Below are 25,446 nucleotides of genomic sequence, written 5' to 3'. Positions count from 1 at the left end.
GGGCCGAGACGATGACGAGCCTCGTCCCCATCATTGCCCGCGCCGCGAAGGGCGACGACCTATCGGTTCAGTGGCAGCCGACCCCGAACTTTGCCGCCGGCAACGCGCAGTTCCTCAACCCCGATCCTGCCTGCCTCATCCAGGTCCGATCGATGACGAAGGCGGATCTTGGCGCCAACGGCGCCGGCCGTCGGGCCAACGCCATCCTATGGATCAAGGGCGAAGATGGCGGCCCGGACATCGCCTATTACGTCCGCATCCCGCCGCACCTGCGCAAGAACAACCGGGCTGGCGTGATGCGCGGGATCGAGTGCGTTCGGCGCTTCGACCGCGCACTCGCCTGCCATGCCCTCGACGTCGCGTCCCGTACCCGTTGGCCTAAGCTGGAGGGCCGTTCGTGGACAGCCTGACCGAGCTTCGAAGCGCCCAAGGGTTGCGCATGGTCAAGCGCATCACGCGCGACCCCTCTACCGGCAAGCTAGCGATCGAGGACTACGACGCGGGCGCCTACAGCTTCCATCAGGCTACGCACCAAGTCGCCTCGATAAGGACCATGGCTACGGTCCTCGATACGATCATGCTCAACCCGACGGCCTGCGTGATCCGTGGCGAGCCGAAGTATCCCGAGCTGCAAGTCGTCCTGCGTCGGAAAACCCATTTCGACGACGTGCCCCGGCGATGGGTTCTCCTCGATATGGAGAACATACCGCTGCCTCCCGGCCTGGACTGGCGCACGGAGCCGGAGGCGGCCATCAGGCATGCGATCAGCCTTCTCCCGAGACACTTCCACGGCGTGACGTGCTGGTGGACCTTCACCGGCAGCCAGGGGGTCAAGAAAGGCCCAGATGGCGCGGACGACCTGCGCGTCCGGCTCGCTTTCTGGTTCGACCGCCCCGTGTCCAATCAGGAGCTGAAAACCTGGTTGACCGAGAAGACCCCGGAGGTCGGCAAGCCGCGGAGTAGCTGGCGCAAGATCCATCCGGTCGACCCGTCGGCCTTTCGCGTCGTGCAACCCAACTATATCGGGCGCCCTGTCTGCGACGAAGGCGTCACCGATCCCGTTCCTATCCGGTCCGGCCTTCTTGTCGGATCGCGCGAGGTCGTATCGATCCCGATGCCGATTGTGCCTCGGACCTCCGGCATCGCCACGCCCACGAAAGCCTCGGGACCATCCAAGCTGAGCGACGAGGCATCGATCAGCGAACCTGTGACAGACCCGTATAAGCCGGACGGCAGTGGCTTCGCCTACCACGTCAAGAGCATAGGCGATGGGCCTGGCGGCCAGGGCTTTCACGATCCCATGAAGGCGGCCGTTGCGTCATGGGTCGGCCAGAACGGGCCGGATGCCGACGCCACGGCCATGCTGGAGACGATCGCCGCGGTCGCGCGTAACGCGCCGCGGGTGGAGAGCACGCACACGGCCGCCTACGTCGAGCGCCTGATCCTCGGCTTGTCCACGATCCTGGAATGGGTGCGGACGGAGGAGCGAAAGCGGGCGGACATCCAGTCGGCGGTCGGAAGCGTATGCGATCCAGGGCGCTCGCTTCCGACCATGAGCGTGGCGGAGGCGTCCAGTGCCCTTTCGGCCGGCGTCATGGCTGCGTTCGCCGAGATCCTGCCTGCGGCATACGAACGGCGGGGGCGGGTGCGATGACATCGTCAGAAACGAGCGAGGCTGGCACGGCGGGATCCCTTTTCGACCTGTCGCCAGCGCCCCCTTCACCTCACATCGCCATCGGCGCAGGCATCGGGCTCGGTAAGACCGAGGCTGCGTTGCGCGCCATACATCGCGCAGTGACCGACGATCGATCGTCGCGTTTCGCCGTGTTCGTTCCGACGCACGTAACGGCCGACGATATCGCAGTGCGTCTGAACCGAATGGCGGGCGAGATCGTCGCCGCCGTATGGCGGGGAACGGGGCGGCCCGACCCGACGCGGCCGCAGCGCCTGATGTGCCCGATGCACCCGCTCGTGGACCAAGTGCGCACGGCCGGTGGAGACGTCAGGGACGTGTGTGGATCCGGGAAGGCCGGGTGCGACCATCATCCGCTCAAGCCCGACCAGATACCCGGTAACGCCTGTGCCTACCGACAACAGTTTGATGCGGGCATCTCCGTCTGGATCATGCCGCATGCGATGCTGACGAGCGCGGCGCCGGACGTGTTCATGACGGCCGAACGGAAGCGTCTCGGTTACCCAGTCGACGTCGTGGTGATCGACGAAGCTCCCTGGCTTTCCTGTCTCGGCGGTTGCGATCCTAAGAACCCGGTGCAGATCCGCGTCGAGGACGTCGTGCACCTCCCGCGTTGTCCAGAAGGAGGCGCGGGTCGAGCCGAGTATCTGGGTATCGCTCGACGGCTCGCTATTGCCCTCAAGGGACAGGAAGGGCTCCTGAAGCGAGACCCGTTCGTCGAGGCCGGGTTGTGGCCGGGCGCCGCCGACCGTGCCGCTGCGCTCACGCGGGGGCTACAGGCGGCACTACCGATCCGCCGCGACCTGCCGGCCGAAGCTGCAGCAGCGGCCTTGAAGGCTGACGGGAGCGGCAGTGGCGCTACCGAGCTCGTCCGCCGGCTCTGGACAGAGGTCTCGACCTTCCTGCGGTCAGGGGCGTCCACAGCTCCACACACGTTGCAGCTCGCGACGGACGACGAAGGCCATAGCGTTGTCCGCTTACGGTGGAAGGACGAGATCCATCGAGACTGGGCGGACGGACCGATCCTGCACCTCGACGCCACGATCGTACCGGAGGTGGCACGACGCTGGCTCCCGCATTTGCGGGTCGAGGCGCAAGTACGGGCGTCCGAGACGAACGTGTACCGGGTCGCCCTGATCGAGCGTGCATTCGGCAAGAGCGGCCTTGTGGGAGGAGGATCGGAAGCTAGGAAGCGCTTGGCTGCGAACAGGCGAGAGCGGGTTCTCCACTTTGTCGAGGTGCAAGCCTTTCTCCACCGCGGTCGAGGCCGATTGATGCGGGATGGTACCCGAGGGCCGGACGTGGCGCTCGCCGGCAACAAGGAATTGGTCGACGCACTACGCCCGCATCTCCCGCCGAACGTCGCGCTTCTGCATTTCAACGGCTCGCGGGGCTACGACGGTTTGGGTGGCGTCTCGGCGATGGTGACGGTCGGGCGGCCGGAGGCCTCGGTGCAGGCGGTCGAGCAATGCGCATCGATCGCGTTCGGCGAACTCATACCTCCATGTGGCGAGCGCTGGTATCCATCCGTCCAGGGTGCACACCTGATGATCGACGGGTCGGGGCGTCGGATCCCGGCTCATGCACACCCGGACCCACGCGCAGAAGCCTTTCGCCGGCAGGTTGCCACCGAGCTCGAACAGACCGAAGGCCGCGCACGGGGTGTGCGCCGCGGGCCCGAGAACCCCCTGACTTCCTTCCTCGTGACCAACGCACAGACGGACTTGCCGCTCGACGCGGCCGTGACGGAAGACGAGATGCTGGACGTCCCGCTCGTGCTGTTGCTGTTCGCTCGTGGTCTCGTGCCGGACACCTCGGCGGACGCGGCCAAGGTGCTTCACGACATCTTCGGCACCGATGCCAAGGGGGCTGCAGCCTTTCGTCAGCGGATAGGGCGGGAGGGTAACGGTGGCCTCGCACCCTTCTTCGCGTCCTCAGAAGCCGGTCGGAGCGCTGGCGGGGGCGAAGTTGTGACAGGCCTATTAGAGAACTACTTAACGTCTGTCACAGGTTCGCACCGTCAATCAGACCTCCCGCCCCGAGCTCTCGCGTGGCCGGCGGCGGTGCTGGCCTTCAGGTGCTTTCGGTACAGAGCCCATGATCGCCGAACGAGCGGTCTCGCCCTCGTCGATACGGTTCGGCATGCCGACCCGGAAGCGGCACTTCAAGGTGTCGTCGGTCAGCTCGTCAGTTTCGCATCGGTCGAGAGCCCCGCGTGGCTCGAGAGTGTCCAGACAGCCTATCGTGACGAGCGGCACAAGGCGGACGCCGTCTATCAAATGTCCGTCGCCGATCCGACGCCGAGCCTACCCCCGGTCGAGTTGACGACTACGTCAGACCCGGGCCCAACGGCTGCGTTCGCGCCGCAAGCCGCGTCGACGGCTGTCGAACCGACCATGACCATCTTCGAGATCGCTTCCGAGCTAGGGGTCCGACCTCAGGCCTTCATGCACGGGCCGAAATACAAGCAGCTTGAACGAGCATTCGGCCGCGAGAAGGCGGGCGTGATGAAGCTCGTCATGAGGTTCGGCGCCGAAGCCGTCCAGGCTGCCGGCGCTCGGTGCCTCGCTCGATCAGTCGGGAGACAAGCCTGATCCAAGAGGTCGGATTGCGGCATGTATAGCATCTGCTATATAATTTCACTGAAATCCTAAATAGGAATATCGGCATGCCACTGAAGTCAGGGTTGTTCACCCCCCAAGAAAAGGCTTTCGTCCGTCACATGAGCCATAGCAACGACCCCACCGTGGCAGCCCAGGCGGCTGGCTATGTGCAGCCTGCCTCCCGCGGCGGCGTGCTCATGCGCCGACAGGATGTCCTCGAAGAAGTTCAGGCCGCCATCGCCTACCGACTTAAGACGGAGGGGGCCAAGGTCGGCGTCGGCGTCCTGATTGAAGTCGCCGAAGACAAGAAGCACCCGGCCGCGAGCCGTGTCATGGCCGCCAGGCCCTCGTGCAGCTCTCCGGCGTCGGGACGACCGATGCCAGCGAGGAAAAGGCCCTCCACACCATGACCCGCGCCGAGCTCGTCATCCGGGCCGAACAGGCGCGTAGAGTGCTGGCCGAGCTGGACGCGCCCATCATCGAGCACGAGGACGCACCGGCCGGTGGTGTCTTCGACTGAAAGGGTCCTCAGCGCCGGGGCGTCTCCGGCTTCTGCTTCAGCGCAGCGCCTGCAGCTTTTCCGGCGAGGACAGGCAGTGCCGCGAAGGCGAGACAGAACGCGACGAAGCCAATGAGAATGAGCATGGCGTTTCCTAGACTGCGGGAGGCTGAAGACGCGCCCGGAGACGAGCGACGGCCGTAGCAGTCCAAGCGCCCCGTCCGCTTGGCGTTGGGATGCCTTCGGCTTGTAGGGCAGTGGCGACGCTGCGCAGCGTGCCCGTGTTATTGGGGTCGATCTCAGCCAACGCGACGGCCAAATCCTGCACCTTGACGCCAATCTTCTCGGCACGCACCGCTCGCGCTTTGGCGGTATTTTCCGCCGTTCCAGTATAGCCGCGAGCGCCACCGAGAGCCTGGCCGCGCGCCTTTGCGGCTGCCAAAGCTAGTTTGGTGTTGGTGGAGATGCGCTTGCGTTCTGCCTGCGCGACGACGGCCATGATACCGACAACCATCTCGTTCGCTTCGGGCATATCGGCGGCGACGAACCGGACGCCCGCACTCTGAAGATTGAGCAAGAACGCGGCGTCACGCGATAGGCGGTCAAGTCTGGCGATCAATAGCGTGGCGTTACGAAGTCGACAGAGGCGCAGCGCTTGGTCGAGCTTCGGCCGATCATTCCGCTTGCCGCTCTCGACCTCGACCACTTCTGTTAGGAGGGTCCAGTTCCCGCCGTTGAGGAAATCGGTCACTGCTTTGCGCTGCGCGTCGAGGCCCAGGCCGGATGTGCCTTGGCGCTTCGTCGAGACGCGCAGATAGCTGATGAACTTGCCGTCTGCCATGACTTGCGCCTCGTTGCGAATTGAGCGACCAACGTTGCTCAATTTGATACAAGCCCGATCTGTGGTCAACCTCCGTCGCGGAGATGCGCCTGAAGCTCGTCGCATGCAGCCTCGCGAGCCTGGAGCCGGATCACGGCCGCGGCACAGGGCCCCGCTGACGACGGTCCGCGCGGGGCGATGTCCACGGCCATAGGATCGAGGTCGTCGGAGAGGCGCAGGGCCTCGGCCCTGGCCAGGGAGAGCAGCCCCGTTAAGCGCTCGCCGGCTTCCTTCGAGATGTCATCACAGATCAGCACGGTCTCGATTGCAGCGCCGAGCGTGCTCGCGATGGCGTAGGCCCGGACGTCGGGCTGCGAGTAGATTTCAAGCATGTAACGACCTCGTGTGTATGGCTCCGAGAGCTAGGGTTGACGCTACGCTAGGCCCGCTGTCAATCGAAGTATTGCACGGCCTAATCCGTGAATATGTATTTTCGTCGTACGTTGTCCGACAGATCAGACGATCATCTGATATGATGCTGCTAAGTGCCTGGGGCGACATGAGCGGGTGTCTGGCGTGTCTGGTGCTTGTCTGATCTTCTGACCAACCTGCCAAAACGTCGCAGAGCGTCCGGTGCCTAGCGGTAGGGGTGGGGGCGCACCCCCGGGGTATACCCCCGCGCCGCGCGCGAAAACGTCGCCCGAGCGGTGTTGGAAAATTCTGGCTGTGAAATCGAGCCGACACTTTTGTCCGGCGCATCGCCTATATGGAGATGTCACAGGTTCGGCGAAGCAGATATTCTTTTACTTTCAGTATCTTAGCGTGATATTCTGCTCGAAGTCACTACGAGCCATAGCATCCCGTGAACGCAATCGAAGCCGCCCTAATCAGAGACGACGACTACACCTCCGTGTGGCTCTGGCTGGATCACGCCGTCACTCGCGACAACGCCGCCGGCCTCGTCTTCGACCTTGAGCTCGTGTTCAACGTGCTGATCAATCGCGCGGCTCGCACTTATCTCACGGTCGAGCAGGTATCCGAACTGCGGCGGCTGTTCCCTGTGTGCCGCCAGCGCTGTGAACGATACCTCCCGCCACACTGCGGCGTGGAGGACGTCCGTGCAGGGTTCTCTGCGGCCGACCGACTTCTGGCCCTCTGGCTTCGCCCGCCGAGCAAACGCGCCGGCCACACCATCGAGCACGAGCCCTATGCCGGCATTCTCCGCTTCCATGGCGTACTGAGATCGCTGCGGCGGGCGGGTTCCCTACCCATGGCTGCCGTGATCCCGACCGCGATCAAGCGCAACGGCTGCGAGATCATCCCCTTCCCGAAGCCCTGCCAGGAACATGCTCGATGAAGTCCGAGAGGAACGCCGCACCCGAGATCCTGGCCCATCTGCAGAAGGCCGCGACGTCGCTGGAGGACGGGCAGATCATCGTGAACCTCTCGGAGGCGTTCGCCGCGGTCGTCCGCGGTCATGGGGTCGGGCAGATCCCTGGCTGGCAGCGTGACGCGATCGTCGCTGCGCTGATCCGGGCCGAGGACACCGCGCGCAGCGCCCTTCCGGCCCATTTCTCCGAGAGCAGCCTGCACCAGGGATGCCTTGCCATCTTCGGCCTCGTGAATGCCTGGGCCAAGCCGGTCGGGTCGCCCGAGCGGCGCGAGGCAGCGCCGGCCGGGCTTCCGCTGATGGTGCGCATGATCGCGAACAATCTCGACACCCTGTGCGCGAGCATGGAGATGGCGCGGCTCCTCCCGCCCGCCGTGTCTGCCCAAGCAATCCCCCTCGCCGACATGCGGCTATCCGCGACGGCTCACTGAGAGACGGCCGACATGAGCAAGAAAGACGGCGGCGCCAGCAAGGCGGCGGCAGCGGCCAGGGCAGACGAGACCGCGCGTCAGGCGACGATCCGGCAGGGCACGCAGGCCGTCAACGACACCTTCAGCCAGTTCGATCAGCCCTTCTTCGACAAGCAGCGCGACAGCTACACCGGCTTCGCCCTGCCGCAGCTCGACGACCAATACGGGAAAGCTCAGAAGACCCTCACCTACGCGTTGGCGCGCGACGGCAACCTCAACTCGTCCGCGCAGGCTGTCCAGAACGCCGAGCTTCAGAAGACCTACGACACGCAACGCTTGGCCATCGCCGACCAGGGTCAGAACTTCGCCAACCAAGCCCGTTCCAGCGTCGAGGACGCCCGCGGCAACCTGATCTCGACGCTGAACGCCACGGGAGACGCCACGCAGGCAGCGCAGTCGGCTGCGGCGCGCGCGGGAGCACTGTCCGCTCCACAGGGCTACAGCGCGCTGGGCGATGCCTTCGGAGCCGTCCTGAACGGCTTTGCGGTCAACGCTCAGAACAACCGGGCGCAGGCCATGTTGACCGGTAAGCCGCTGTCGGCTTCAGGTCTGTTCGGCTCGTCAAGCGGCGCCGTGAAGACCACGGCGTGAGGGCTTGAGGATGAGGTACACCCTGCACCGCCTCGCGCCAGGCAGCTACGACCTCGTCCTCGCCGGCGAAATCGTGGGCAGTGTGGTTCGCGAGATCGTAGCCGGTGACGACGCTCCTATCTGGCACGCTGAACTTCTGGACGATCCGCCACCGGCCGGGCGGCCGCGTCCGTTCAGCAAGGTCGACCACACCTTCGGCTCGCTGCAGGCTGTCACTGTCTGGCTTGGCGATGCCCACATCATCGACCTCACACGCAGTTGAACGCGAGTACTAATGTGCCTATCTAGTATCCTCGAAGTTCCAAATTGTATATATATAATGCATATTCGGTTAAAGTGACGGTTCCGTTATTTCGGATATGTAATGTCATGTGGTATTAGCGGTGGAGCAAGCCATAGAACGGAATTTTGGATGTCTGAAAACTCTGAAAGTCACGCCTTCAACTTCGCGGAGCTGGCTGTTGATATCGCTGCCGCTTACGTGTCGAACAACTCGGTTCGGCCCACCGAACTGTCGGATCTGATCCGCACCATCCACGCTGCTCTCGGTAGCCTTGCCATCAGCGCTGCACCAACCGCGTCGGAGCCGAAAGTCGAGAAGCTGAGCGCAGCTCAGATCCGCAAGTCCGTTACGCCTGACGGCATCGTCAGCTTCCTCGACGGCAAGACCTACAAGACCCTGAAGCGCCACCTGACTAGCCACGGGCTCGACCCGCAAAGCTACCGGGTTCGCTTCGGTCTTTCGGCCGACTATCCGATGGTCGCTCAGTCCTACGCCGCCATGCGTTCCGACCTCGCCAAGTCGATCGGTCTCGGCCGGGTCGCCGGACGCACCCAGGGCGAGCAATCGTCAGCAGGGCGCCGCAAGAAGGCTGCATAAGAGCTGCTTGCAGTGCGCGAAGCCCCGCAGCCCTCATCGGCGCGGGGCTTCGTCATTCCCGGCAGCTGAAATCGACGCTTGTCATCGGGTCCTTACCGGGCAAGCACGCGTGCGGCTGTCTTGGTCGTTTCGACCGCATGTGTGACGCTCGCCACAGAGCTAGAAATTGCCAGGATGTTCTGCGCTATCGCACCAACTGCTCCAGCGGCATCCTGCATGTTGCCCGACATGTCGCGCGTGACGACGCTCTGCTCCTCCACAGCCGCTGCTGAGCTCACCACGTAGTCACGCATCCGCTCAACCGAGCCCTTGATCGTGTTGAGGGCACCTACGACTTGCTTTGAGACCGCCTGCACGTTGTCGATCTCGCCCGTGATCTGCTCGGTAGCACGCGCAGCTTGGTTGGCGAGGTTCTTCACTTCCTGTGCCACAACCGCAAAACCGCGCCCGGCTTCACCAGCACGCGCACTCTCGATCGTGGCGTTCAGAGCCAGCAGGTTAATCTGGCCGGCGATGTTCTGGATCAGGCTGACGATGCCACTCATGGCTGTCGCCGCCTGTGACAACCTTTGAGTGAACTCAGCAGCCCCGCTCACCTGCTCATTAGCCTCGTCCGTGGCAGCCCGCGACTTTGCCATGCTCTGAGAGATCTCGGCCACGGAGGCAGCAAGCTCCTCGGCAGCCGCGGCCATGGTCTGCACCGTGTTGGCGGTCGTGCCCGCCGCTTGCGTGGCCTCGTCGGCCTCATGGTTCGAGCGCAGGATGGCGGTGTCGATCTCGCCGAAGTTCTCCTCGATCAGCCGGTTAAGGTCAGCCAGAAGTTTGACCTGCGCGGTGATGTCAGTGGCAAACTTCACTACCTTGTAGGGCCGGCCGCTTGCGTCGAAGATAGGATTGTAGCTGGCCTGGATCCAAATCTCGCGTCCGCCTTTGCCGATGCGCTTGAACTGGCCTGCCACGTACTCGCCGGCTTGGAGCTTGCCCCAGAACGCGCGGTACTCGGCGCTAGCTTTCAAGGCAGGCTCAACGAACTGGCTGTGGTGCCGGCCTTGGATCTCTGGCAGCGTGTAATCCAATGCGGCGAGGAAGTTCTCGTTGGCCTCCTGGACGATGCCATCGAGGTCGAACGAGATCACCGCTTGCGCCTTGCCGATAGCCTCAACCTGCCCGCGCCGCTCTGCCTCCTCAGCAATCTGATGGGAGATGTCGCTCGCAACCTTGACGACCTTGTACGGCTTACCCGAGCGGTCCAGAACCGGGTTGTAAGTCGCTCTGATCCAGACCTCGCGGCCTCCCTTTGCAACGCGCTTGTAGCGGCCAGCCTGGAACTCGCCGGCGCGCAGTTTGTCCCAGAACGCGTCGTACTCGGCGCTCGCCTTGTAGGATGGCTCGATGAAGAGACTATGATGCTGACCCTGGATCTCGGACAGACTGTAGCCGAGAACACTGAGGAGGTTCTCGTTAGCAGTCAGCACGGTGCCGTCGAGGTTGAACTCGATCACGCCGAGTGAGCGGCTTAGAGCCGCCAGCGTCGCTTCGGCATTCGACCGAGCTGCGTTCCTTGCACCAAACATCGCCGACCTCCAGCGAGAGCCGTGAAGGGCTCGTCCAGATCTCGTGAATGCAGGTCCGTATCGTACCTGCCACGCCACGCTCACGGAAACGTGTACAGGCAGATCCTTAAGAATGCCGAAACTGCGATGAAGCTGGTTGCCTTATTGAAGATTGCGTCAGGCTCATTCAAGTTCGCGCTCTCCCGCATTCGCCGCTAGATATGTTCTTTTGTGAGCGGCCAGTGGCTTATCCTCCCGCCAAACATCGCCTTTGATGACGAGGTACTGTCCGGAGGGTACGGGGACTACGCCGACATGCTGATAGTGCTCGAATTGACGCTCAGCCTCGTGACCCTCGCCACCCGGCCGCCTTCGCCTCGTCCTCCGAGCAGAACATGCGCTCGCCGGCGCGATCGTTAATCCGGGTTCGTTCGTAATCCCGTGAGCCGATCAGATGGTAGATCCGCTCGCCGCCGGCCGAGATGTTGCCCTTGATGTTGCAGCCGCTCGCCTTGCTCGGCGGTGTGACTGTCTCGGGCCGCGCATGCTCGCCGCCGGCGCGCTTCTCCCGGCGCCATTCGGACGGCTCCTGGGACGTGCCGGCCCAGATGCCGTGCCGGAGCGCCTTCGCCGTGAACTCGGTGTTGGCGTAGTCCTCGGTATAGCGCCGGTACGCGATGGCATGGCCTTGGCGGACCATCCAGGCGTTCAGATCCTCAGCTTCGGCCCGGCACACGGCTACGACCCGGCCGTAGCGGTCGGTGTCGCGCGGATCGCAGGTCGCGAGCCGATTGCCGATGTGGTCCGACAGGGTGAGTGCCGCTGTCTGACCGCAGCGGTAATCCTTGCCGTCGGCATCCTTGCAAAGCTGCGCACTCTCGGGTGCATCGATGCCGTGCAGCCGGATCCGCGTTCCGCGGACCTCGAGCGTGTCGCCATCGATCACGGAGGCCCGTCCGACGATCGGATCGGCCAGAGCCGAAGTGGCGATGAGCAGGATGAGGAGGCAGGGCCAGGAGCGCATGCGGGGGCTCTACCACGCTGAATTTTGAGAACGACGGGCCCATTACTTCCGCAACTCGTGTGCGCGGCTAGAGGCCGCGTTCAAGCGCTCAAGGTGTGCAGCATGCGAACCGTCCCCGTCAGAGCCGGCCGAACACGAAGCGGACCATGTTCCAAGGTTTTGAAATCTCGTCTCGCCCATCTCGAGCGATGCGAATGATACGCCCGGCTGCAACGACAGCAGCAAGCGCTTTATGTGGCTCGGTGAAGCCGTCCCGTTCACCGAACTTGCCCCCGGTTAATGCGCGGACCAGACCAACGAACTCGGTTTTGAGAGGCCCACGTCGCGCAGGGGGGAGATCCCGCGACATGCGCTCGACGTCGGCTTGTAGCACCGTCTGCGAGCCTCGAAGGCGGATTTCGTGCTTCAAGGCAGTCGAGGTAAATTCCTTCGCCTCGTCAGATGCTGCTTCCGGTAGAACTCCATCCTCGCGAGGGACACCGAGCAGCCAATAGTCCAAGCTCAGGTCGGAGATCGTTCCTATCACTTCAGCGAACGTGTCACAGCGAGATGAGAGCTGGTCAAGGCGGAGCTTCACCCACATCACAGTCAGCGGGATGGCGGCGACGCCCAAACCTGCGACAAAGGACCAAGCTATCGAGCCTGCAGTGAGTGTCTGCGCGGGCTCTGGGCACGAGATCGTCAACGGCGCTTTGGCTTCTTGGCGTCCTCTTCACGCATGTACTCAAGTGCGAGATCGCGAAAAACCTCGAACTCGCCGGTGCCGCGAATTTCTAGCCGTTGCATCGCCTCGGCGTAGCTATCGAACATCCCTCGAAGGAGCCCGCCGAACACCTCTTCCAGGAACGAGCCGATGTAGGTATCGACGCCATCGAGATCGACAACAACTCGTTCGTTTGTCGCCACCGCATCACGTAAAGCCGGCTCCAGCCAGCGCGTGCGAAACTCCACACCGTTGAAGCTGCCATTGCGGCCGGAACGGCCGCCAGGCGTCCGCGTAAAATCGGATGCAATCTTGATGATGTGCGTTCGGGTAGGCGTGTCCCGCTTCTCTGCGACGCTCATGGAGCGATCTCCGGAGGCAATCTGCTGCATCACAGGTCGACGATCCATTCGACGAACGTGCCGTTGAGCGTCACGCCCCGCGTCCGGTATTCGTCCTTGCGTCCCGAACATGCCACAAATTCCCCATTCCTGCTGATAATCCGTAAACGGCCCTGTCGTTCGTTCCGGATATAATCACGCATCAGCCCAAGGCCACGCCCCCTGTGAGAAAGGCCAGTCCCCGAGATACCCACTCGCACTGCCGCCGCTAATGTCTGGCCGTCCAGCGAAGCGTCCTCGGGATCGTATCCATTCCCTGTAAGGCGGTTCAAAAACCGTCGCACGCGTTCGTGGCGACGTCCGTACGGGATCGCACGTGGAATTGTCACGCCCTGATCGTAGACAGCGAACGTCAGCCGACGTGCTACCGGATCGACGGCACCGGTAATCCACCAGCGTCCGACGTTGGGAAGCTCCGTCTCGACAGCGTCGGGATACGCGTGATCGCTCGTGTTGTTCAGCGCTTCGCCGATCGCCATGAGGAATGTGCGGAACTTAGAAAGCGGATCCGCCTCGATCCCGATAACTGCCGCAGACGCAGCAAGAGAGATGACCTCGCGCAGGGTGTCGGATGCGACGCGCATGTCGACGCTTGTGTCCGCGCGGAACGGAACGATGAGTTGATCGGCGTCGGGCTGCATGTCCGCCGTATCAATTCCAAGAAGGGGCAGAAGGCCTAGGCTTAAAAGCATCTTTCTTGGCTGTGGCTGCCACTTATGCATATCGATCGTGAACATCTGCCGGGTTCGCGTCAGGATCCGAGCCCGATCAAATTCCGCCGCGACTATCAGACCTGCTCCTGGTGAGATCTCGGCGAGTTGACCAAAATCGTACCACCCTATCGGCCTCCGCCGAGTGCGTATCTTGTTCCGGCCTTCCAGATATTGATTACAAAGCTGTCGACTGAGGCCGGAAATGAATTCCACCGTCTCATCGAAATTCTGATCGAAGCACAGAAGTGCAGGCACGGGCCTAGGCCGCGCGGAAACCCACATTCGCCGCCGCTTGCCCTGCCAGTATCCGGTGGCACGCTTGTAGGACTGGCCCGACCGCTTTGCGCATCGACGCGCACGTTCATCCTCGCGACGCCGTGCAGCTCGGCGCGCATGTCGGATCAGCCAAATTTTCTGGAATGCGGAGAGCTTTTTCATTCAGAGAGCTTGCGTCCGCAGCGGGCAGTTGAAGCATTCAGGCCTCTACCCTGTCGCAAACGACGAAACCAGCGTCACCTGGCTGGAAGCGCGGCGTTCGACGGCACCGCCTACCCAGGTTCGCTGTTTCGATCCTTGAACCGCACGCCAGCTCCACCCCGTTCTTGGGGATGAACTCGAGGCCGGCTTTCTTCAAGGCGAGCCCTAAGAGGTTCCGATTGCTGTCTCGCATCTCGCCGCCGCGCTCGAAGGCGCGGATCGTGACGGCGCTCAGCTCAGTCGCGTCCGCGAGGTCATGCTGCGGTTCCCACCCCGTCCGATCGAACGATCAATCCGGACGTCTGTGAAGGCCTTCGTCAGCACCACCCGTCCGACGGCGTCGTAGACTTCGACCCACCAGCCTGACCAATCGAGCCGCGCCCCGTGGAGCATCAAATCAAGGGCGACGCGCTCGGCGTGGAGGCGCACGAGCGCCAGCGTCGGCAGTCGCTGGCCGCGCAGATCAGCGACGAGATCGTGCCCATCCGTACAGTGGAAGCGGTAAAGCCGCGTCGGCATTGGTCTTCTACCCCGCGCTCCACAGGCGTCCACCGCCCTGTTTCCCGGCTCGGCCGTTGCGATTGAACCACGCCCGGCTATGCGGTTTGTTCCCGTTGTGTTCTAACCGCAGCCGGACGCGCAATGCAGGCCCAGCCCAATGAACCCCCTGTGGACATCCGTCTCACCGAAGCGGAGACGATCGCGCTCGCCTATCACCGTGCCGCACGGGGCGACGCGTGGGCTGCCCTCGTCCAGGCAGTTGAGGATGCGTTAGGCGATCTCGCCGAGGCTGAGCATCGGACTGCGCAGCAGCGCCGGTTCATCTCGCGGGGCTTCATCCGCGACGGCGCGATCAGCCCAGGCACCGGCCGATGAAGCTGCTCCGGATCGCGGAGCTTCCGCCCTACAGCGCCGGCACGGTCCGCATCCCGATCCAGGGTGCCGCGCTCTGCGCCGGCTTCCCATCGCCGGCCGACGACTTCCTTGAGGGCGCGCTGGAGCTACCGCGCTGGCTGGCGCCCAACCCGCCCGCCACCTTCGCCTGGAACATCTCGGGCGACAGCATGCGCGGCGCCGGCATCTTCGACCGGGATCTGGCGGTCGCCGACCGTAGCTTGAAGCCCGGCAACGGCAGCGTCGTCGTGGCGATCGTCGATGGCACCATGAGCCTGAAGCGCCTCGTAATCGAGGGCAATGTCGCGCGCCTCGCCTTCGACAATCCCGACCTGCCGGCCTTCGCCGTCGAGGATCTGATCGAGGGCGAGATCTGGGGCGTGGTGCGCTTCTCCATCCGCTGGCACGTGGCACGCGCCGGGCTGGTGCGATGAGCCGTGCCATCGCGCTGATCGACGGCAACAGCTTCTACTGCTCGTGCGAACGGGTCTTCGACCCCAAGCTCGCCCGCGTGCCGGTCATCGTGCTGTCCAACAACGACGGCTGCGCCATTGCCCGCACGGCCGAGGCCAAGGCGCTCGGCATCAAAATGGGCGATCCCTGGTTCAAGATCCGCCAGCAATGCCAGCGCGAGGGCGTGAGGGTCTTCTCCTCGAACTACACCCTCTACGGCGACATGAGCGCCCGCACGAACGCCGTGTACCGCGACTTCTCGCCGGCGGTGGAGATCTACTCCATCGACGAGAGCTTCCTCGACCTCTCGGACGTGCGTGACCGGGACCGGGTGGCACTCGCGCGCGACCTGCGCTCAACGGTGCGTGCCTGGACCGGCATTCCAACCTGCGTCGGCATCGGGCCCACGAAGACGCTGGCGAAGCTCGCCAACCACATCGCCAAGACGATCCCGGACCTCGACGGCGTCTGCGACCTGACCGACCCGATCGCCTACGATCACTGGCTCTGCCGGATCTCGGTGGCCGAGGTCTGGGGCATCGGCCGGGCCTCGCTCGCCAAGCTGATCGGGCTCGGCGTCGACACGGTGGCCGACCTGCGCGACCTCGACCCGCGACCGGTGCGTAAGGCCATGACGGTGGTGGGCGAGCGCATCATCTACGAACTACGTGGGCTCGCCTGCCTGCCGCTCGAACTGATGCCGGCCCAGCGCAAGGGCTGCGCGGTGACCCGCTCGTTCTCCCGGCGCATCACCGAGCGCGAGACCCTGGAGCAGGCGGTGGCCGCGCATGCGACGCGTCTGGCCGAGAAGCTACGGCGCGGCGGCCTCGGTACCACCCACGTCTCGGTCTTCTACCACACGAGCGAGCACGACCGCGGCGACCCGATGCGCTCGGTCTCCACCACCGTGACGCTGCCCGAGGCCACGAACGACACGATGGCACTGATCAAGGCGGCACAGGCCGGCGTGGCGCGCACCTGGCGCGAGGCGCCGAGCGACCGGCCCTGGCGCTACAGCAAGGCCGGCGTGGTCACGACAGACCTGAAGCTCTTGGAGGATGCGCCGCGGGCACTGATCGGACAGCTCGACCGCGAGCGCAGCGCGCCGCTGATGGCGGCCATGGACGCCTGCAACGCCCGTTTCGGGCGGGGCGCGGTCGTGCCGGCTCGGGCCGGGCTCACCGAGAAACGGACCTGGTCGACGAAATTCGAAATGCGTAGCCCGCGCTACACCACGCAGGTCAGTGAGTTGCCGACAGCGCATGCCGGATGCGGGAATGCGAGATGGCCTGCACCGTCGGCCCTCTCCGTGTGAAGGATTAGACCTTTTTAACCACCCCCCTGTGCCTGCCCTTGGATGGAAGGCCAATTCGGCCTTCGCGGGACGTTTCGGTCCCTGGTTTCCGGGGATAACCGGGGGGAGGTTCGGTAGCTATTCCAGCCGGTGCGAACCATCAGCCATCTGAGCGTGCGCTCACGTATGCCATTGTCAGGGGCGGTAGTGGGTCTGTTTGAAACTCAGTGCGGGTGGCCAAGCCTTGTAGGGCAATGGCAACACGCTAGATACGACGATCAACAGTGAGGCGGATCATGGCTGACGGCTGGGCAGTAGGTGTGACGTGGGACAGAGCGGGGGAAGATCTCATCAACGAGGTATGGTTCGCTGCCATCACGGATGAGCAAGCAGCAATCACCTCTGTCGCGCAGGCGACAAACGGTCCTAGGATTTGGGCTCAAGCACCAGTATCCGAGGCTGTCCTGACTGCGCTTGGCATAAAGTCTGGAGAAGCCAAGAAGTGGCTGTGACCCCCAAGCGCCGCCGCGATCCCTACCAGCTCGCCAAGCTCATTGTGAAGTTGCGTCAGGAGACGCGACCGAGTTGTCCGACACCGCCCTGATCAGATAGGCGAGAGCCGGAGGTAAGCGGATATCGTTTTGTTGAAGTGGCTGCCGTTGCAAAGCCAATTATGCGCAACGCATCTAAGAACGGAAGCAAGCATGCCAATTAAGACGAGACAGGGGTGGATAGCTCCCAAACCCGATAACTGTCGGTATGTAGTAAATGGCGAGCATCCGACCGGCGTCTTCGTGCAGCATATACCGCGGGCCGTAACCAGCCTAGAGTATGCGGGCTCGGGAACCGTGGCAGGAGATGGCTTCGAGCTTCCGACTGATCCTGATTTTCTTCGCGACATCGCGGCAGCGATCAACAGCTTAGCGGATGAGATCGAAAAGGCGCGAAGCGGGCGATAATAAATAAATCCAAACCGACCCACAGCCGCATAGGCTACTCGCGGCATCATAACATGGTGTTCGTTACATAGGAAATCTGCGTTGAAAGTTCCCCGGCCTATTCCAATACATGGCTATCTAAAAGGAGACTTCGCAAACGCAGGGACGGCCTTTCTTGTTCAACACAATACCTCCGTATGGTTAGTAACTTGCCTTCACAGCTTAACAGGTCAGCTTGTTAATCCAATAAAAACGACGCATTTGCAGCCAGGCTCAATTAGTGTTGTCGGGAATAGCTTAAGTCTACCACTATCGATCTTCCCCAATCGAGTGCGAATAGTAGAAGAACCTTTCTCTTCAAAATTGATCGATGTAATTTCGGTCAGGTTGAGCAGCAATGAAATTTTTGCTCTCAACGAATACGGACAGTTTGACGCTTCTTTAATTAGAGAGCCAAATATTGGAGAGAAAGTTGATGTAACTGGATTTCCAAAGCTCGGCGCGCACTTGATTGGATCGTCTGAATTCCAGGCCGAAGTTGAAGCCTTGGATTTGTGGAAATTTAAATTGAATAAGCCGAGCGCTAAAGGCTACTCTGGTGGCCCCGTTTCGAAGGGGGATAAACTTTTTGGCATCGTTTATGGGGATACCGGGTCTGAGCCAGCATATACGAATGCAATAGCCTGTAATCTATCGGTGCTAAAACAGAATTTATTCGTATAAACTTCGTTCGAGTTTCCGCTATTACGCAGAAGAACACTTCAATTCAGCGTCGTCGAGATACGCTTTCGACGACGCTGCGCAGATGCTCCGGTGCGTGGTAGCCATAGAAGCCCTCGACCACTTTCTCGGTCGTGCCGAGTGCCATCGCGACTTTCGAGAACGGCGCGGCGTCGCGTACCGCCCAGCGTATTCCAGCCACGGTCGAAAGCTGCGTCAGTCCGCCCGTCCAAGAGCTCTATACCCTTGGCATGGATCGTGGGCTAGCTTGGACCCGTCGTGCTACCCCTCTGCCTTGTCGCTCTGGCCCTTCTTCACGCCGCCCATCGGATCAGTCTCGTCCTCTCCTGCCTCGTCAGGATCTGTTCGCCCCTAAGGGGTGAGGCGCGGCGCAGCGATGTCGTCCTCGTTGACCTCGATGGAAGGTTTGCCACCCTTCTCCTTCTCTCCTGCATGCATGCGAACACGCGTAGCATCATAGGAAGCGGAAGCTCGGGTCTTGTTCGTCGTGGAGGTTTCGGCGCGCATTGATGTCTCTCCTGTTGAGAGGTCAACGGCCCGTGGTCAGCGAGGTTCGAACGGCGTGCGACTGTGGGCTGGGGCGCTGACCGATGGGGCCTGCACTTGGTCATCGGCAGTTTGGGTGGGTGCGCGACGGCCGTAAGCTCGCTATGCGCCCCGCTCCCTCGCGCGGTTCATCACCCGAAGACGCAGCGGACGACCTGCAACGGCGCCGCCGAGCCCGTCCGTGATGGAGAGCGGGAAGCAGCGCGCGATGCTGCCCAGCACACCGGCGAGAAACCCCTTTTGGGAAGCGTCATCACCCACGAGCTTCGAATGCGTGATCCGCGGCTGCCCCTGCAGGCTGCCATCGCGCTAGATGCTGAACAGGACCGTGACCTCTGAGCCCGCTGACCCCGCGGGCCCGCCAACCGATTGAGAACAGGAGCCGAGCAGCTGCCACAGTCCATTGAGGGTCGACGCAGGCTCGGCATGGGCGCTTGGCGCGGCTGAAAACACGAGCAGCAGGGCGAACATTAGAGAGCGCATGGGGATCCGCCGCCGATTAGCGAGCCTGTGGCCTCGAGGGCTGAACCTCACGAAGGGCTTCGCCGAGATCGTCGTCCTCATCGTCACCGGGCTCCTCTGTCGAGTAGCCATCCTTGTCCGGAGCCGACAGTTCTCTCTGCCCACGCGGCTTTCCATCGAGGCCCAAATCCCGCTCACGCTGGGTACGAGGAGCTTCTCTCGAGCTCGGATCGTCTCAAGGGGGCGGAAGGCTCTGTGAGTGCGCCTGCGCCACCATGAGCAAACTGATGGCTGCCAGCGATAGGACGGCGGGTTTCATGAGTGTGCCTTGGAACGGTCGAACGACGCCTGTCGGGGACGTTACCTTGATTGAGGCTCCCGCGTCCCTACTCATCCTGGCAGGGTCGCAACGCGAGCAACTCGTCCAGAACGGCGGCGAGGATCGCCCAACCGAACTCATCCGCCCGATGGATAGCGCGTGATCCACCAGCGCCAGTATCAGGGGCCAGGTTCGCAGCCCCGATCACAATCGAGAGGATGCCGCAGTCGGCCATGATGGAGAGGCGGCCTTCCGGCAAGGCTGAGCGTGCCAACAGGAGGGCTGCATCAGTCCAAGCCTTCGCATCAAGGAGGATCGCGAAGCGAGCTTTCGTATCCGGCGATTGCCTGCCGGTGCAGGCAAACCACACCTCGGCAAAGAGTGCGCGGTCTGGACCAGATGCGTCCGAGACGCGCTTACGGAGGCTGCGAGGGAGGCCGTATCTCTCACACTGAGCGCCGATCTCAAGCCGCTATGTGAGATGACTGTGTGGGACGGCGCCGCAAACCGAAGCTAAGTGATTGTAAAGATTGGAGCGGGCGATCGGGATCGAACCGACGACATTCAGCTTGGGAAGCTGACGTTCTACCACTGAACTACGCCCGCGCCGCGCGGATCGGTAGGCCGCAGCGGTGGCCCCGGAGACCACGAGCGGGACCATATCAGACCCGCACCCGTTGTCCACGGGGCCGTGCCAAAACCAGACCCTTTCGCGGAGGCGCGTTCACAAGGTCAGGGGTTTCCGCTAGGTTCCGGCCGCCTCGCCAGCGTGGATGGCGCGCATGCATGCCGATGCGCGGCCTCAGCCGGTCGTGTCCACCCGCCCCCTCACAGGATGCCAACCCCGCGCATGACGGCCCGCACGTGACGACGATCGACGACACCTTGGTTCCGGGCCGGAGCGCCCGTCTCATCCTGGCCTCCGCCTCTCCCCGGCGCCTCGCGCTCCTGCAGCAGGTGGGGATCGAGCCCGACGCGCTCCTCGCGGCGGATATCGACGAGACCCCGCGCAAGTCCGAAACACCCCGCGAACTCGCCCGGCGCCTCGCGCGCGAGAAGCTCGCGGCGGCGGGAGCCGCGGCGCGGCGGCGGGACGACTTGCGCGATGCCTATCTCATCGCGGCGGACACGGTCGTCGCCGTGGGCCGCCGCGTGCTCCCCAAGGCCGAGCTGCCCGACGAGGCGGCCGATTGCCTGCGTCTCCTCTCAGGGCGCCAGCACCGGGTCTACACGGCCGTCTGCCTGCTCTCACCCCAGGACGTGCGCCGCGAGCGGGTGGTCGAGACCCGTGTCCGGTTCAAGCGCCTGTCCACCCGGGAGATCGATGCCTATCTCGCCTCCGACGAATGGCGCGGCAAGGCTGGTGGCTATGCGATCCAGGGACTGGCGGGTGCCTTCGTGGTGAAACTCGTGGGCTCGCACAGTGCCGTGATCGGGTTGCCGCTCTACGAGACCGTCAGCCTGCTCGAGGGAGAGGGGTTTCCGGTTCGCGCCGCCTGGGGGGAACCCGCATGAGCGATGTCGATGCCGCCCGCCGACGCGCGGGGCCGTCCAAGCCCGATCCGTGCCCGATCTGCGGGAAGCCGCTGGAGGCCGCCTTCGTGCCGTTCTGCTCCGCCCGCTGCGCCGACGTCGACCTTGGGCGCTGGCTGACCGACCGCTACGTCATCCCGACTGCGGAGGACGAGGACGAGGATGCGGAGGGCGTCGGTTCCCGGTCCGACCGCGCCGACTAAGGGCGTCGATCCGTCGGCAAAATCGAATGAAAAAATCTCTTCGGATCGAGGCTGGACAGCCCGCAATCCACCCCCTATACCCCCGCTCCAGCCGGTGCCGCTCTCGCGAACCGGCGGAGGCCCAGGTAGCTCAGTTGGTAGAGCATGCGACTGAAAATCGCAGTGTCGGCGGTTCGATTCCGTCCCTGGGCACCATCGTTTTCCTGAATTGATTTTCCAAGCAATAGCTTCGGTCAAGGTATGCCTTGCCGGTGATCTGACGCGGGTTCGAACATCGGTTCGGTCTCGACGGTGTCCTGTGTGACGAGTGCCGCCGGCGGATGATTATCCATTGGCCAATCGTCTACAAAGAGCCTCCCGAAGATCGGGAGCCGTCACCTTCACCCGCCCGGAGTAACCCGGGCGGGATTTTTTCGTCTGTTGCCGGATTGTTGCTGCGAATCGATCGCAGATGGTGTGGGGTCTATGGGTTGAGGTCGACGCCCGATCAACCGTTAGGTCTCACAACCACGCCCGCCCGGCTTCGGCCGCGGCGGGTTTCTTCGATTTGGAGGATGATCGATCGAACGCGATCGTTGTGCATCACCCCATGATGCGAACGATGACCTCGACGGTCGACAGAATTCGATCCGATCGCGCCAGTCCAGGGCACCCGCACGGATCTGGTATCGGGCGCCGAGGTCACGTCGATGGGACTTCGCCTCGCGGCGCCGAGTGCCGCAACCAGGAACTGACGTGTGCTGAAGGCGGTCGACCGAGGATCTCAGGCCCTCCTGTTCGTCGTGGTCGCAGCTGCGCCTCTCCCGTTCGGCTCGATCGAGCCGTTCTGGACCAATGTGTTCCTCGTCCTGATCGGGGTCAGTTGCCTGGGTGCGCCATGGAGCCGGATGCCGGATCGACTCCACCGAGCGGCGGCCCGGATCGTCCTGGCAATCCTGATCGTCGGCGTGGTCACCCTGCTGCAGTTCCTGCCCGACCCGTGGTGGACCGTGCCGGATCCGATCTGGCGTTCCGTCGCACCGCAGATCGACAGAACTCCGCTTCCGCGAGCCTCGAGCATCGCCTCCCTGCCGATGGAAACCCTTGCCCCCTCGTTCCTGTTCGCCCTCACCGCGCTGCGAGCGCTGCCGATCGGAGCCGACCGCGAGGCCGCCAAGCGGCTGCTCCACGTGGTCGCCTGGTCCGGCCTTTTCTATGCAGGCTTCGGCATTCTCCTGCTCGAGATCGAGCCGGATCGCGTGCTCTGGGTGAAGAAGGTCGCGTATGTGGGGAACATGACGGGTCCCTTCGTCAACAGGAACACGGCCGCGACCTATTTCGGCAGCGTTGCGGTCATCTGGCTCATCCTGGGGCTCCGCGCCTGGTCCGGCTCGATGCGGCTCCGCCGGCGCCTCTGGCGCGCGACCACTCTGGCCGGATGCCTCACCTGCTTCGCGGCGGTGACGCTCACCGGCTCACGCGCCGGCCTCCTGCTCACCGTCGGTGCGCTGCTGTTCAGCCTGTTTCGTCTTCTTCCGAGCTACGTCACCCTCCGGCGCTACCGCAAGCGCGCCGCGCTCGCCGCTGTGGCCGCCTGTCTTGCCCTGGTCGAGATCTGGGGCGGCCAGGTCGGTCTTCGCATCCAGGCCCATGGCTTCGCCGATCCGGGTCGGTTGGAAATGTATCGGATCGCTCTCGAAATGATGCGGGAACGACCCTGGCTCGGCCACGGAGCCGGGTCGTTCGAGGCGGCGTTTCCCGCTTATCGCAGCGATGTCCTGGGCATGTTCGGCGTCTGGGACATCGCCCACAGCACGCCCCTGGAGATTGCCGTCGAGTGGGGTGTGCCGGTCCTCGCCGTTCTCTGCGCGCTCTGGGCCTGGGCTGCCCTCGCGATGTGGCGCGCCGGCCGCGTCAGGGGTCGCGATCGCTCCGTCGTCGTTGCGGCTTTCGCCGTCGGAGGCCTCGGCACCCTGCATTCGATCGTCGATTTCTCCCTCCAGATCCCGGGCTACGCTGTGGTGTTCGCCGCCCTCGTCGGGTGCGGGCTGGGACGGTCCAGGTTGCTGACGGCACCGCTGCCGGATGGGGATGCACGAAGGACCCCGACGCCGGATGGGCGCGATGCCCCCGCGGCCCCCGCGATAGGCTTCCGGTGACCCGAGTCGGCCGCGCGCCCGGTGCTGTCGCGATCGGGACGATGGCCCCGAAGGCCGGACGCGCGGTGACGGTCGAATCGATCGGCCGGGCGATCGTTCCGTAAGGGATTTTCGGGAAGGACGGGCACCCGCCGCGAGGCATCGGGGGGGCGGTCGTCCGGGATCAGACCGGGCGGTCTCGGTCCTTGGTTCGGCCCCAGTCCCGGAGCGGCGCCGAGCTCCCCAGCCGTTCGGAGCGGCGCGGTTCGCCGGTGGAGCCGGGGCGCGGCGCGTTCGCGTTGCCGCGCACGACGTCGCCCTGGACGATCGCGTGGCCGGACGCCACGGCCAGGATCAACTGGGTCGCATAGGCGCGCGGACCGCTTCCCTTCAACGACATCCCGGGTCCGCCGGGACGAAGCTTGCTGCCGAGGAGGCCCCAGGGAGGAGGAGCGGCGAGCCTCCGGATGCCGAGCCCTCGGTCGATCAGGGCCGCCGCTTCCTCGATCTGCCCATCGAGGAGGAGGAGGCCGGGCCGCGTGATGCGGAACGCGTAATTGCCGTCGTCATCCACCTCGACGAGGGACACGAGCTTCAGGGACAGGGCTTGGCAGGCGGTCTCGACATTCTCGCGGGTAAACTCCGCCTCGAGAGCAAGGGCTCCGAGAGGCGCCCCGGGCGCTCGGCAGGAGACCCGCTCCAGGAACAGGCGGCGTTTCGACGTCTGAGCCATGTCCCTCGCTGCCCGATCACTCGCCCCGGGCCGATCTTTCGCCGGGAAGCATGGCGCCGCGGAGGTTTCAGACTCGTTGCGAAGCGGCCGGACATCGATTCCTGCGGCCGGAGGCTCCTCGGTGGGTGCAGCTCAAGGCCGAGCAGGGGCGTCGCCGTGGCGGAACGACCAGCACGCCTTTCGTTCGCTCGACGGTCTGCGAAGGCGACTCCGACGCAGGCGAGCTTGGGTCAGGCGAGTCCCGGCCGAATTCGAGGCCGCGATTCCGCTCCCTTGCTCTTTGCGGGTATCGCCCTTTGTGAAGGGACAGGATCGCTCCGGGAGACCGATGATGACGAAGCTGTTCATTGCCAAGATCAGGTCCGCTGCGGGGACGAAGCCGCTGGTCACCGTGCGGGCCGCGGCAGAGGGCGAGGCGCGGCTGTTCCTCGAGGCCGCCTATCCGGAGGACGAGATCGTCGAGGTCGCGGAGCCGAGCGGCTGGGCGAGCGACGCCGACACGGGAAGCGTGCCGGGCGACGTCCGCGAACATGCCGGTGTCGAGTGGCAGGCTCCGTCGAGCCGCGCGGGGTAGTGGCCGGGATCGACGTCGGCCCCGGGAACCGGTGGTTTGTCGGCGCGCGGACGACGCGGGGGGACTCCGGCGACGGCGCCAACGCTCTCGAATGAGACCCGCTGCCTTCCGTCGGCACGACCCGAGGATGGCCGATCGCTCGAAGCATTCCGCCCGGGCGTCGATGACCTCTTTTCACGACGCGAGGCGGATCGCCGGATGTGGTCTTCCGCGGGCGATCGATTTACCGCTCCGCAGCCCGCCGCCTCGGTGTTGGAGCAGTGCCCTGCCTCAAGTCGAGGGGCTCGGCATTCCCCTCAGCACGGCTTCGTGCAGGATTCGGAGCCAGTGAATGGCCTCCTTGGCCTTGGCCTCCGCGATCTCCGCTCGCCGCTCGGCGTCTGCCACGAGGGCCTTGCTGGCGTTACCGGCATCGACGATCGCCTCGATGTTGGCCAGCGTGATCGACCAATCGAACTCATCGGTCTCCGCCTTGACGGCGGGCTCCGCCCGTCGCGTCAGAGTATCGGTGAAGTTCTCGGGGATCAGACGGTTCAGGTCTTCGCTCGAATGCGGAAACGAGGTGCTGAAAATGCTCCGGATCCGATCCGCCTCCTTGTCGAGCGAATCCATCGGCACAGGCTTTTCGGCGGCTTCCATCACGCATACACCCCACGCAGAACCGGGTTAGTCTGCATTCATAGTCACGATGTGCCGTAAAGATCTGATTAAAAGGCAAAAATCAGCCGATTGCGGAGATCGTTGGCGAGCGCCCCGGCTGCGTCGCGAGGTGAAAGCGAATTCATGCGGATCCGACCGGCGGCGGCCCCTCGGACGCGCCGC

27 protein-coding genes and 2 tRNA genes are annotated in these 25,446 nt (G+C 63.9%); 18 read left to right on the top strand and 11 right to left on the bottom strand.

Annotated features, from left to right (window positions below; all coding sequences use genetic code 11):
* Positions 1-11 precede the first annotated feature (11 nt).
* The 4 genes from ACLBWX_RS01000 to ACLBWX_RS00985 all read left to right on the top strand — a co-directional run bounded on the left by ACLBWX_RS01000 (position 12) and on the right by ACLBWX_RS00985 (position 4,706).
* Positions 12-410: a hypothetical protein gene (locus tag ACLBWX_RS01000; protein WP_447675230.1), complete on the top strand. Its 399-nt coding sequence runs from the start codon at positions 12-14 to the stop codon at positions 408-410.
* Entirely contained in the window at positions 398-1,654 is a 1,257-nt protein-coding gene (locus ACLBWX_RS00995; RefSeq protein WP_447675229.1) for a hypothetical protein, read from the top strand. The genes ACLBWX_RS01000 and ACLBWX_RS00995 overlap by 13 nt, the downstream gene beginning before the upstream one ends.
* Complete coding sequence (locus ACLBWX_RS00990; protein WP_447675228.1) at positions 1,651-4,287, top strand: hypothetical protein; 2,637 nt, start codon at positions 1,651-1,653, stop codon at positions 4,285-4,287. Before ACLBWX_RS00995 ends, ACLBWX_RS00990 begins: the two co-directional genes overlap by 4 nt.
* Before the next feature lie 74 nt (positions 4,288-4,361).
* Positions 4,362-4,706, top strand: coding sequence for a hypothetical protein (locus ACLBWX_RS00985; protein ID WP_447675227.1), 345 nt, complete (start codon positions 4,362-4,364; stop codon positions 4,704-4,706).
* A 243-nt stretch (positions 4,707-4,949) separates the two neighbouring features.
* Here the strand turns inward: ACLBWX_RS00985 and ACLBWX_RS00980 are convergent, their stop codons facing one another.
* Positions 4,950-5,636, bottom strand: coding sequence for a recombinase family protein (locus tag ACLBWX_RS00980; RefSeq protein WP_447675226.1), 687 nt, complete (start codon positions 5,634-5,636; stop codon positions 4,950-4,952).
* A gap of 65 nt (positions 5,637-5,701) precedes the next feature.
* Positions 5,702-6,007: a hypothetical protein gene (locus tag ACLBWX_RS00975; RefSeq protein WP_447675225.1), complete on the bottom strand. Its 306-nt coding sequence runs from the start codon at positions 6,005-6,007 to the stop codon at positions 5,702-5,704.
* 470 nt (positions 6,008-6,477) lie between these two features.
* Here ACLBWX_RS00975 and ACLBWX_RS00970 point away from each other — a divergent pair, with 470 nt between their 5' ends.
* The 5 genes from ACLBWX_RS00970 (at position 6,478) to ACLBWX_RS00950 (ending at position 8,946) form a co-directional block, all read left to right on the top strand.
* Positions 6,478-6,972 carry a hypothetical protein gene (locus ACLBWX_RS00970; RefSeq protein ID WP_447675224.1) on the top strand — a complete coding sequence of 165 codons (495 nt, stop codon included), beginning with the start codon at positions 6,478-6,480 and terminating at the stop codon, positions 6,970-6,972.
* Positions 6,969-7,436, top strand: coding sequence for a hypothetical protein (locus ACLBWX_RS00965; RefSeq protein ID WP_447675223.1), 468 nt, complete (start codon positions 6,969-6,971; stop codon positions 7,434-7,436). Before ACLBWX_RS00970 ends, ACLBWX_RS00965 begins: the two co-directional genes overlap by 4 nt.
* A gap of 12 nt (positions 7,437-7,448) precedes the next feature.
* Complete coding sequence (locus tag ACLBWX_RS00960) at positions 7,449-8,066, top strand: hypothetical protein (RefSeq protein WP_447675222.1); 618 nt, start codon at positions 7,449-7,451, stop codon at positions 8,064-8,066.
* A gap of 10 nt (positions 8,067-8,076) precedes the next feature.
* A complete protein-coding gene (locus ACLBWX_RS00955; protein ID WP_447675221.1) occupies positions 8,077-8,328 on the top strand; it encodes a hypothetical protein in 252 nt (83 codons plus the stop codon).
* Positions 8,329-8,478: 150 nt separating this feature from the next.
* Positions 8,479-8,946 carry a MucR family transcriptional regulator gene (locus tag ACLBWX_RS00950; protein WP_447675220.1) on the top strand — a complete coding sequence of 156 codons (468 nt, stop codon included), beginning with the start codon at positions 8,479-8,481 and terminating at the stop codon, positions 8,944-8,946.
* 92 nt (positions 8,947-9,038) lie between these two features.
* Here ACLBWX_RS00950 and ACLBWX_RS00945 read toward each other — a convergent pair whose 3' ends face one another.
* The 6 genes from ACLBWX_RS00945 to ACLBWX_RS00920 form a co-directional block, all read right to left on the bottom strand.
* Positions 9,039-10,520 carry a methyl-accepting chemotaxis protein gene (locus tag ACLBWX_RS00945; RefSeq protein ID WP_447675219.1) on the bottom strand — a complete coding sequence of 494 codons (1,482 nt, stop codon included), beginning with the start codon at positions 10,518-10,520 and terminating at the stop codon, positions 9,039-9,041.
* A gap of 319 nt (positions 10,521-10,839) precedes the next feature.
* Entirely contained in the window at positions 10,840-11,523 is a 684-nt protein-coding gene (locus ACLBWX_RS00940) for a thermonuclease family protein (RefSeq protein WP_447675218.1), read from the bottom strand.
* 118 nt (positions 11,524-11,641) lie between these two features.
* Positions 11,642-12,022, bottom strand: a complete 381-nt coding sequence (locus ACLBWX_RS00935; protein WP_447675217.1) for a hypothetical protein — start codon at positions 12,020-12,022, stop codon at positions 11,642-11,644.
* A 182-nt stretch (positions 12,023-12,204) separates the two neighbouring features.
* Positions 12,205-12,588: an STAS-like domain-containing protein gene (locus ACLBWX_RS00930; RefSeq protein ID WP_447675216.1), complete on the bottom strand. Its 384-nt coding sequence runs from the start codon at positions 12,586-12,588 to the stop codon at positions 12,205-12,207.
* A gap of 29 nt (positions 12,589-12,617) precedes the next feature.
* A complete protein-coding gene (locus ACLBWX_RS00925; protein ID WP_447675215.1) occupies positions 12,618-13,778 on the bottom strand; it encodes a hypothetical protein in 1,161 nt (386 codons plus the stop codon).
* A gap of 270 nt (positions 13,779-14,048) precedes the next feature.
* Positions 14,049-14,336: a DUF6894 family protein gene (locus tag ACLBWX_RS00920; protein WP_447675214.1), complete on the bottom strand. Its 288-nt coding sequence runs from the start codon at positions 14,334-14,336 to the stop codon at positions 14,049-14,051.
* 123 nt (positions 14,337-14,459) lie between these two features.
* Here ACLBWX_RS00920 and ACLBWX_RS00915 point away from each other — a divergent pair, with 123 nt between their 5' ends.
* The 4 genes from ACLBWX_RS00915 to ACLBWX_RS00900 all read left to right on the top strand — a co-directional run bounded on the left by ACLBWX_RS00915 (position 14,460) and on the right by ACLBWX_RS00900 (position 18,119).
* On the top strand, positions 14,460-14,693 hold the full coding sequence (locus ACLBWX_RS00915) for a hypothetical protein (RefSeq protein ID WP_447675213.1): 234 nt from the start codon (positions 14,460-14,462) through the stop codon (positions 14,691-14,693).
* Positions 14,690-15,145 (top strand): LexA family protein, encoded by a 456-nt coding sequence (locus tag ACLBWX_RS00910; protein ID WP_447675212.1) that lies wholly within the window; start codon positions 14,690-14,692, stop codon positions 15,143-15,145. The genes ACLBWX_RS00915 and ACLBWX_RS00910 overlap by 4 nt, the downstream gene beginning before the upstream one ends.
* Positions 15,142-16,479, top strand: a complete 1,338-nt coding sequence (locus ACLBWX_RS00905; RefSeq protein ID WP_447675211.1) for a Y-family DNA polymerase — start codon at positions 15,142-15,144, stop codon at positions 16,477-16,479. The genes ACLBWX_RS00910 and ACLBWX_RS00905 overlap by 4 nt, the downstream gene beginning before the upstream one ends.
* 1,019 nt (positions 16,480-17,498) lie before the next feature.
* Positions 17,499-18,119 carry a hypothetical protein gene (locus tag ACLBWX_RS00900; RefSeq protein ID WP_447675210.1) on the top strand — a complete coding sequence of 207 codons (621 nt, stop codon included), beginning with the start codon at positions 17,499-17,501 and terminating at the stop codon, positions 18,117-18,119.
* 1,876 nt (positions 18,120-19,995) lie between these two features.
* Here the strand turns inward: ACLBWX_RS00900 and ACLBWX_RS00895 are convergent.
* A tRNA-Gly gene (locus ACLBWX_RS00895) sits at positions 19,996-20,070 on the bottom strand.
* Positions 20,071-20,328: 258 nt separating this feature from the next.
* On the opposite strand from ACLBWX_RS00895, the gene ACLBWX_RS00890 reads away from it, so the two are divergent.
* The 4 genes from ACLBWX_RS00890 (at position 20,329) to ACLBWX_RS00875 (ending at position 23,338) form a co-directional block, all read left to right on the top strand.
* The gene (locus tag ACLBWX_RS00890; RefSeq protein ID WP_447675209.1) at positions 20,329-20,979 is read left to right on the top strand and encodes a Maf-like protein; all 651 of its coding nucleotides are present in this window, start codon (positions 20,329-20,331) and stop codon (positions 20,977-20,979) included.
* Positions 20,976-21,200 (top strand): DNA gyrase inhibitor YacG, encoded by a 225-nt coding sequence (gene yacG, locus ACLBWX_RS00885; protein WP_447675208.1) that lies wholly within the window; start codon positions 20,976-20,978, stop codon positions 21,198-21,200. Before ACLBWX_RS00890 ends, yacG begins: the two co-directional genes overlap by 4 nt.
* Before the next feature lie 119 nt (positions 21,201-21,319).
* Positions 21,320-21,395: transfer RNA gene (locus ACLBWX_RS00880), tRNA-Phe, on the top strand.
* A 692-nt stretch (positions 21,396-22,087) separates the two neighbouring features.
* Positions 22,088-23,338 carry an O-antigen ligase family protein gene (locus ACLBWX_RS00875; RefSeq protein ID WP_447675207.1) on the top strand — a complete coding sequence of 417 codons (1,251 nt, stop codon included), beginning with the start codon at positions 22,088-22,090 and terminating at the stop codon, positions 23,336-23,338.
* Positions 23,339-23,501: 163 nt separating this feature from the next.
* Here the strand turns inward: ACLBWX_RS00875 and ACLBWX_RS00870 are convergent, their stop codons facing one another.
* Positions 23,502-24,050: a hypothetical protein gene (locus tag ACLBWX_RS00870; protein ID WP_447675206.1), complete on the bottom strand. Its 549-nt coding sequence runs from the start codon at positions 24,048-24,050 to the stop codon at positions 23,502-23,504.
* Between the two features lie 331 nt (positions 24,051-24,381).
* Here ACLBWX_RS00870 and ACLBWX_RS00865 point away from each other — a divergent pair, with 331 nt between their 5' ends.
* A complete protein-coding gene (locus ACLBWX_RS00865) occupies positions 24,382-24,624 on the top strand; it encodes a hypothetical protein (protein ID WP_447675430.1) in 243 nt (80 codons plus the stop codon).
* A 270-nt stretch (positions 24,625-24,894) separates the two neighbouring features.
* On the opposite strand, the gene ACLBWX_RS00860 is transcribed toward ACLBWX_RS00865, so the two are convergent.
* Positions 24,895-25,263, bottom strand: a complete 369-nt coding sequence (locus ACLBWX_RS00860) for a hypothetical protein (protein ID WP_447675205.1) — start codon at positions 25,261-25,263, stop codon at positions 24,895-24,897.
* Positions 25,264-25,446 lie beyond the last annotated feature (183 nt).

Source organism: Methylobacterium sp. M6A4_1b, from assembly GCF_053345175.1.
This window is presented reverse-complemented; position numbering and strand designations above follow the sequence as displayed.